5 protein-coding genes and 3 tRNA genes are annotated in these 8,613 nt (G+C 45.3%); 3 read left to right on the forward strand and 5 right to left on the reverse strand.

Annotation, left to right across the window (positions count from 1 at the left end; all coding sequences use genetic code 11):
• Positions 1 to 5 precede the first annotated feature (5 nt).
• From mnmG to pepT, 5 genes are all read right to left on the reverse strand, one after another.
• The gene (gene mnmG, locus DV872_RS22725; protein ID WP_114632264.1) at positions 6 to 1,865 is read right to left on the reverse strand and encodes a tRNA uridine-5-carboxymethylaminomethyl(34) synthesis enzyme MnmG; all 1,860 of its coding nucleotides are present in this window, start codon (positions 1,863 to 1,865) and stop codon (positions 6 to 8) included.
• A 28-nt stretch (positions 1,866 to 1,893) separates the two neighbouring features.
• Positions 1,894 to 3,246: a tRNA uridine-5-carboxymethylaminomethyl(34) synthesis GTPase MnmE gene (gene mnmE / locus DV872_RS22730; protein WP_114632265.1), complete on the reverse strand. Its 1,353-nt coding sequence runs from the start codon at positions 3,244 to 3,246 to the stop codon at positions 1,894 to 1,896.
• Positions 3,247 to 3,310: 64 nt separating this feature from the next.
• Positions 3,311 to 4,783, reverse strand: a complete 1,473-nt coding sequence (locus tag DV872_RS22735; RefSeq protein ID WP_114632266.1) for a hypothetical protein — start codon at positions 4,781 to 4,783, stop codon at positions 3,311 to 3,313.
• Between the two features lie 5 nt (positions 4,784 to 4,788).
• A complete protein-coding gene (locus tag DV872_RS22740; RefSeq protein WP_147283247.1) occupies positions 4,789 to 6,507 on the reverse strand; it encodes a hypothetical protein in 1,719 nt (572 codons plus the stop codon).
• Positions 6,508 to 6,681: 174 nt separating this feature from the next.
• Positions 6,682 to 7,932, reverse strand: a complete 1,251-nt coding sequence (gene pepT, locus DV872_RS22745) for a peptidase T (protein WP_114632268.1) — start codon at positions 7,930 to 7,932, stop codon at positions 6,682 to 6,684.
• Between the two features lie 203 nt (positions 7,933 to 8,135).
• Between pepT and DV872_RS22750 the strand changes: the two genes are divergently transcribed.
• From DV872_RS22750 to DV872_RS22760, 3 genes are all read left to right on the forward strand, one after another.
• A tRNA-Arg gene (locus DV872_RS22750) sits at positions 8,136 to 8,208 on the forward strand.
• 26 nt (positions 8,209 to 8,234) lie between these two features.
• Positions 8,235 to 8,308 (forward strand) — tRNA-Asp (locus DV872_RS22755).
• A gap of 87 nt (positions 8,309 to 8,395) precedes the next feature.
• A tRNA-Asp gene (locus tag DV872_RS22760) sits at positions 8,396 to 8,469 on the forward strand.
• The last annotated feature ends 144 nt before the right edge of the window (positions 8,470 to 8,613 follow it).

Consider the following 8,613-nt stretch of genomic DNA (forward strand, 5'->3'; position numbering starts at 1 on the left):
TCCTCCTAGGAGGACTTTTTATTCTCCGTTCTACTGAGCAGAACAGTAAGCACTGCAATGTCCGAAGATCTGACACCGGAAATCCGGGAAGCCTGACCGACAGAACGGGGCTGTATATTTTTAAGTTTTTCTCTGGACTCAATAGAAATTCCATCTATTGATTCATAATCGAAACTTTCAGGAATCAGCATGCTTTCCATTTTTTGAAAACGGGCAACCTGCCTTCCCTGACGGGCCACATAGCCCTCATACTTCACATCTAATTCGGTATGATGACGCCAGTCCAGAGAGTATTTCTCCAGTTCAGGAACCTTCGATGTAATACCGTCTATGGTAACAGCAGGATCTTTCAGGGTCATGTAAACAGTCTTGCCTACATGGGGTTTGAGGATCTCATTTTCCTCTGTCCATTTTGCACTTACCCGTTTCTGACGCAGCAGTTCCTTAATCTCTTCAATTCCCTCTTTCTTGGCATGAAAGAGTTCTTTCATCTGGTCTGTAGCCAGTCCTATTTCTTCACAATAGGGAAAGAGTCTGATATCCGCATCATCATGCCTCAGGGAGAGACGGTACTCAGCCCTGGATGTGAACATTCTATAGGGTTCCTTGGTTCCCAGGGTCACAAGATCATCAATCAGTACGCCCGTATAAGCTTCAGCACGGCTCAAAACAAGAGCGTCCTTACCCTGCAGCTTACGTGCGGCATTTATCCCGGCCATCAGGCCCTGAGTGGCAGCTTCCTCATAGCCGGAAGTACCATTTGTCTGACCGGCAAGAAAAAGGCCTTTATGTCTCTTACTTTCCAGACTGGGGAGAAGTTGTGTAGGGTCAAGATAATCATACTCAACGGCATATCCGGGTCTCATAATTTCCACATTTTTTAATCCTGGAAGGGTTCTGAGAAATTTCTCCTGCACAATCTCGGGGAGGGAAGAAGATATTCCGTTGAGATACATCTCTTCTGTATCGAGTCCCTCGGGTTCAACAAAAATCTGATGACGCTCTCTATCGGGAAAGCGTTTAACCTTATCTTCAATAGAGGGACAGTACCGGGGACCAGTTCCTACGATCTCTCCTGAAAACAGAGGAGAAAGGTGGAAGTTTTCCCTGATTACATCATGTGTTTTTTCATTTGTATATGTGATATGACAGGGTAATTGAGGCCTGTCAGATTTTTCCTTAAAAAAAGAAAATGCCTGCATAGTGGCATCTCCACCCTGCTCTTCCATCAGTGAGAAATCCAGGCTGGATCTTCTGACCCTTGCGGGAGTTCCTGTCTTCAGACGGCCTACTGTGTAGCCCCGTTTTCTGAGAGCTTTACCCAGTCCGACAGCAGCTGGTTCACCAAGACGGCCGGAGGACTGTGAAAAATCTCCAATAAAGATTTTCCCCTCCATAAAGGTTCCGGTGGTCATAACAACTGTCCTGGATGTAAAACGGCGTCCGCGCTCAGTCACCACCCCTTCGCAGATAAGATCATCACCATCTGTTATAATATCGACAACAGTATCCTGAAAGAGATGCAGATTCTTCTGCAGTTCGAGTGTTTGTTTTGCAAGACGGGAATACAGATTCTTATCCGCCTGGGCTCTGGGAGCCTGAACTGCGGGACCTCTGCTTCTGTTTAGAATACGAAACTGGATCATCGATTCATCGATAAGCCTTGCCATCTCTCCACCCAAAGCATCAACTTCACGGACAATATTCCCCTTGGAGAGTCCCCCGATAGCAGGATTACAGGACAAGCGTCCAATGGCATCCAGGCTTTGAGTAATGAGGAGTGTTGAAAAATCTAGACGGGCCAAAGCCAGGGATGCTTCGATCCCTGCGTGTCCGCCTCCGATGACTATTGCATCAAAATCCATAGTGTTCCTTAGGTTTTTTTCTACACCCTTATTTACCGACACAGAAACTGGAGAACATACTGTCCAGTATGTCGGAGGATGAAACTTCTCCGGTTATCTCTCCAAGAGCCTGCAGCACATCGTGCAGGTCCATGGCCAGAATATCTACAGGCAGGCCATTATGAATAGCCTCTTCTACTTTATCAACCCCGGAAAGAGCCCTTTCAAGAAGTTCTTTCTGTCTGAGTGAATCTATAACAGCATCGCCACCCAGCCCGGAGGAGTCTTTAAATATACTGTTTTTCAGGGCTTCTTCAAGCTCAGTAAAGCCCTGTCCCGAGACTGCAGAGACAGAAATGATCCCTTCTGGAGCCTCTGTTTTGCTGATATCAGCCTTGTTCCAGACAAGAATTTCCTCTCTATCTTCTTTGGCAATCAATGCCTTCTCTTCGTCCGAAAGATCTACCGTAGCGTCAAGAACATAGAGAACCAGATGAGCATTATCCATCAGTTCGCGGGTACGTCGGATTCCCTCTTCTTCTATAGGGTCAGCCGACTCTCTCAATCCCGCCGTATCATATAGCCGAACAGGAATCCCTGCCAGTGAGATCCATGATTCAAGATAATCTCTTGTCGTTCCGTGTACATCGGAAACGATTGAACGGTCTTCTTTTAAGAATAGATTGAAAAGGCTCGACTTCCCTGCATTTGTACGTCCGGCCAGAGCGATAACGACTCCCTCCTGATAGATTCTTCCCACCTTATAGGAGTCGATAAGTTCTTTCAGGCCCGCTTTAAGCTCTGCGATCTCTTTTATTGGAGCAGGGGGTGCCTCCACTTCATCATCTGGATAATCAAGCTGTATTGCAAAGCCGGCGGCCATAACAGTTGCGATCCCCTTTAAATGGTTGATCCGCTTCTCAACGACCCCGGATAGGCGGTTTAGGGCCATTGACTGTGCCTTTCCTGATTTGGAGCTGATAATTTCCTGAACAGCCTCTGCCCTGGTAAGATCCATCTTACCATTTATAAAAGCCCGGAAAGTAAATTCTCCGGGAGAGGCCTGCCTGAATCCACTTTTAAAAAGCAGAGTAAGAATTTTCTGTATCCCGGGTAGGCTGCCGTGACAATAGAGCTCCACGCTTTCCTGCCCGGTATAACTCCCTGGAGCCCTGAAAGGTACGGCCATAATCTCATCCAGGGATTCTCCCGAATCGGGATCCCCTATGATTCCATAACTCATTTTCCTGGATTCAAGAATTGAAAGATCTTTGCTGAAAAGGGTATCTACCGCCTGAATACTGCCCTCTCCGGAAGTACGTATAACTGCAATGGCACTCTCGGCCCAGGGGGTGGCCAGTGCAGCAATCCTGTCATCAGGATCATAATTTTCATGATTCATAATAGGCTCAGAATACATTTTTTTATAAGGGCAATCAATGAAGAGAAGAGCTGCAACGGATTTTTTACTCCAGACTTCTGATCATTTCCTGTGCAAAAGCCTTACCCAGCTCTCTGAAAGAAGCAGAAATTGCCAGAGTATTACTCCGGCTTTCGACTGATTTATCCAAATTCAGGGTCATCAGAACGTCACCGCTTACCACATCCACAACCTTAAGAACGCCGCCGGTTTTTACACGGTAGGAATCATCCCGGGATTCAAAATCCTGAATCCCAACGGTTCCGAATACAACTCTGACATAATCATCCTTAAAATAAGCCCTGATATCACGAAGGAATGCGGGCTCAGATATCCGGCTGATCTCAGCTGGATCAAGAGTCATTACACTGACCTGGTATCCATCCTGATTGAGAGCCTCAGCGAGTCCCACCGAAGAGTCATTATTTTTAAGAGCTGTTCCGGTTATATCTGTGTGAAGCAGAACAATCCCCATGGGAAGTTTTCTAGATGCAGATTCAACAGAAATACTGTAATCCATGGAAGAATCATTCATCCAGCTGCTGAGTGCTGCCACATCCAGTCCATCATCACCAAGAGTCTGAACTGTGGATTGAAAATCCCTGCTCCCGGTTTTAAAACTGATCTGTGCATCCCCTGAAAAAGGAATAAAGGGGTGATAAAACTCCAGGATTCCAGAAGTATTACTCACAAGTCTCCGCTCAAACTGACCTCTTCCACCGTCTCTCTTTTTGCCTTCATAACGAACAAGAAACTCAACATCCGAAATCATCGCATCCTCAGAAGAACAAAGAAGGTGAAAAGGTTCGGCAATCATTGTGTTGGCAAAAGCATTTTCTGGTGCCTGAACTCTGGAGACTGTAATCCGGGCCAGAAGATAGCCGGCCTTATCAATATACAGCTGAGCAATATCTGCCGATAAAGGCTCAGACTGCTGATGCACATACAAAGCAGCTTTGAGGTATTCTTCCGCAGCTGAGTAATATTTCATTTCCGCTTCATAGGCATCGGCCGCGGCCAGATAGGCATTCAGAATATCATTATTGCTGTAGTAGGCATCCATTAGACGCTCATTCAGCACTTCTGAAGCACTCTTATAGATACAGAAGGCCCCGTAATAATAGCTGCTCTCATCATCAGAGACCCACTCCTGCCGGTGAAGAGAAATAATACCCTCCAGGGGCTGTTCTGTCTCCATTACAGAACGGAGTATCTCTTTTAGTTTATTCTGATCTTCAGGTTTCGAAAAAAGAGCTCCCTTCCCGGATATCTCCATTATCCTGTTATATAGTTCTTCAACCGCCTTATCGGCTGTTTCAGTTTCGCCCACAGCAAAGGTGGATATTTTTATCAGATAACAGTTATCATCTTCAGTCTCTTCGAGAACTTTGAACCAGTCAGGAGCAAGCTGCTCAGACTTGGCACCTGTTGCACAGGCGGTTAGAAGTAGAGAAATAATTATCAGAAGATAAATCAACTGTTTTTTCAATGCGGCGGTTTTCAATACTGTAGTTCTCAATCTTTTCAATCCTGGAAGAATCGGATGTTTCTGATGTTATTCACAGAACCATCTGTTACGTCTGCAATTTTTATGTTCAAAATATCTTGGAAAGCAAATGGACCGGTCATCCCTTGATCTGCGGAAGAGCTGAGGAAAAAACCTCTGTCATCATTAATCAGTGACAGAACTATCTTAACAGGAATATCACTCTTTCCTGAGACCTCTTCAACAGATTCATCTTCTGAATCAGAGACCGGGTTATATACAACATCTTTCATAGGAGCCAGTGAGTATAGAGGATCTCTCTTACTGTCACTGATCGTCATTATCCAGTCATTACCCGCACCGGGATCAGACAGGATCACCATTGTTGCCAGCCCGGTACCCGGGATAAATTTCTCAATACTTATTTCACTCACAAAGGCATCGCTGCGTTCATAGAGTATCCTCTCATCCGATAATTCATCGACAGGAGGAGAATCAGAAGGACTGACCACTTGATTAGCTGAATCGTATGTTTCTGTTGAAACGGAAAAAGTGTACCAGGTCATGGGCAGCCCGGAGAAGGAACCATCAGAACCAATAAGAGTATTACCTTCAATAAATGAGTCCAGAGGAATTCCTTCATCCCTGACAATGACAGAACCATTATTCATCCAGCTCAATGCGGCAACTTCAGACTTGGAGTTGTAGCTCAGCTCCAGAAATACAGCTTCATTGGACTGAATGGAATCAATAGGCAGGTAGGATTGGAATAAGTGAGAATATGATTTGAACTCGGCGAGGAATTCAGCCGTCTCGGCAAGATAACGGACAGAAAAATGATTATATTCATCACCGGTCCGGAAGATATTGTATTCCCCCGTTTCGGGGAGTTCTGTATAGGAGAAGGCCATGGCCATCAAAAAATCTTCGGAAGACCCGTCGGCATAAAGAGGCAGGGCATAATCTGTAAAAAGCAGTCCATCATTTTCTGAGAAAGAGATTCCTGAAAATCCTCCCAGACTCGAAGGAAGAGGATCTCCAATCAATTCTGGAACATCAGAGGGATTCATTCTGTTACTGAGATCATCTTTGAACTCAATAAAATAGAGATAGGTTCTGTCTTCAATAAATTTCCAGGGGACATCGTCACCTTCCCCGGAAGTCACAAAGAGATCCGAATGTCTGTAGATAGAACTTATATGCCTATCCTGGGGAGAGACAGGAAAAACCTCAACTCTCAGTGAATAAACACCGCCTTCTTCAGGAACAGAAAAACTGCAGGTAGTACCTATTTTGGATAAGAATCCTTCCAGCAGTACTTCACCGGCCAGAGTCCATCTAAGCCAGGGGTCTGAATCCACTGGAGAAGTCAGTATAATTCTGGCACTGATTATGTCACCGGCTTTTATTCCGGGAGGGTAAGTCTCAAGACTGCTGATATTGTATATTCCACCGGCAAGAAAGAAGTAGCGTTGATCCTGAAAAAGCTGGATATCTCCGTCCATAACAGTGAAACGTAGATAATAGATACCATCTTCCAGATCTGCAGGAAGATCCATAGGCATCCCGATACCCTTGAGCATCTCAGGTTCTACTTCGGCAGAAGCAATCTCCATACCTGCTGCATCCTCCAGGACAATGTGAACAAGTTTGGCTCTGCTCCCTATTTCAGTAAAAACAATATTAACTGATGATCCGGGTTCAAGGAATGCTCCATCTTCCACTGATTCCAGGCTATAGTCCTCAACTGAATTCAAGAGGACGTTACTCTCCTGAGAACAGGAAAAAAACATGAGAAAAAGTAGAAAAATTGAATATTTCAGAACCTTGCTGAGCACAGAACCCTCCATACTCTATTTTAACACAGAGTATGGATATAAACACAGATTCCTTGAATAGTTTTAAGGGGATTTAACCAAAAAACACGGTTTTCAGTCTTCTGACCAGGTTTCTACCAGTGCAAGGACCACATTTACGGCTTTTTCCATGGATTTAAGAGGAACCCATTCACGTACGCTATGGAAATTAAATCCCCCTGCAAAAATATTGGGTGTAGGAACTCCCATGGCTGTCAGCTTGGAACCATCGGTCCCTCCACGGATAGGTTTTAAAAGAGGAACAACATCAGCTTTCTCATAAGCCTTGAGCATCAGTGGCTCCAGCTCAGGATACTTATCCAACTCCTGTTTCATATTTTTATACTGCTGTTTCTCGACGAGAGTGACCTTCCCGCCGGGAAAAGATGCCTCAACGGCGCCTGCGAACTGCCTGACCGCCTCAAGACGTCTCTGAGCACCATCTGCCTCAAAGTCTCTGATCATGACAGAAACTTTCGCTTTATCCAGAGTTCCTTCAATGGAATTGGGCCAGTAATTACCATAACGCCCGTCAGTGGCTTCAGGACTCTCACTTCTGGGAAGCAGGGATACAAACTGAGTGGCCATGGTGATGGCATTTACAAGCTTGCCTCTGGCATATCCCGGATGGATAACACTTCCCTGAAATTCCAGATCCACTCTCCAGGCGTTATAGCATTCCAGCTCCAGCTCGCCCTCTCTTCCCCCGTCCAGAGTGAAGCAGAATCTGGACTTCAGTTCCTTAACAGGAAACTTATCCATACCGCAGCCGGTCTCTTCATCAGGTGTAAATATGATTTCAAGAGGTCCGTGCAGAATCTCAGGGCTCTTCATCAGGATTTCCACAGCAGTCATGATCTCAGCGACACCCGCCTTATCATCCGCTCCGAGAAGAGTAGTACCATCACTGCTGATCAGAGTCTCTCCCACAAAATCCTTCATATCTGAAATGGACTCCGGGTCCAGAGTAACTGAGTTTTCCAATTGGATAACATCACCCTGCCAGTTCGTATGGATTCTGGGTTTAACATCTTTTCCCGGTGCATCACTGGCTGTGTCCACATGTGCCATAAAACCCAGATAGGGAGTATTCTCTTTTCCTCTTGCGGGAATCCTTCCAATCAGATAACCAAGATCACTGAGAGTAACATCACTGACTCCCAGATCATTCAGCTCCTGCACCAGCAGTTTCAGCAGATCCCACTGCCCCGGGGTGGAAGGGGTTTTAGCAGAAGCCAGCTCCGGCTCTGATGTTGTCCATATTTTTACGTATCTCAGGAATTTATCCTGAACTAAATTCTGTATACTATCTTTCGAAAGGTTCATATTGCTTATTCTCCCTCAACTGATTTAAAGCTATATATAGAATATTGAAAAGTCAAATTCATAATAAGTTGATCGTAAATCATTGTAAAAACTAAGCAGTATTGTATCCCGATAAAAAATCATAGAAAAAAAACTAGTTGAAAAACATGTAAATTGCATAGTTGACATAAATATAGTGATTTTATATTATACCGTCATCCTGTGCCCCGGTAGCTCAGGGGATAGAGCAGCCGCCTCCTAAGCGGCAGGTCAGACGTTCGAATCGTCCCCGGGGTATTTTTTAAAGCATAGGATAAGACTTTGGAGGCGTAGCGAAGCTGGTTATCGCGCCGGCCTGTCAAGCCGGAGATCGCGGGTTCGATGCCCGTCGCTTCCGTAAAGAGCTGAATGTTTACGATAGTTTCGTAAACCTCTGAGCATCTTTTTTTATAGGTTTAGTGCAGCCTTAACTGCAGGAAAAAATGGAGGCGTAGCGAAGCTGGTTATCGCGCCGGCCTGTCAAGCCGGAGATCGCGGGTTCGATGCCCGTCGCTTCCGATTATAGTTAGAGAGAAGGGGCTGTTGCAAAAGTAAAATTGTAACAGCCCTTCTTATTTCTAACTAACCATACCCCACCCAAAAGCTTCCCAACAGAAAAAAATGAGTACCATCTTCTACTTTTAGTGGGTTTTTCTGCTTGAA

Source organism: Oceanispirochaeta sp. M1, assembly GCF_003346715.1.
In the GTDB taxonomy this organism is placed as follows: Bacteria; Spirochaetota; Spirochaetia; order DSM-2461; family DSM-2461; genus Oceanispirochaeta.

What these genes read in the sequence shown, in the direction of transcription:
- mnmG (WP_114632264.1), bottom strand. Translation starts at nt 1,865, where the DNA reads ATGGATTTTGATGCAATAGTCATCGGAGGCGGACACGCAGGGATCGAA.
- mnmE (WP_114632265.1), bottom strand. Translation starts at nt 3,246, where the DNA reads ATGAATCATGAAAATTATGATCCTGATGACAGGATTGCTGCACTGGCC.
- pepT (WP_114632268.1), bottom strand. Translation starts at nt 7,932, where the DNA reads ATGAACCTTTCGAAAGATAGTATACAGAATTTAGTTCAGGATAAATTC.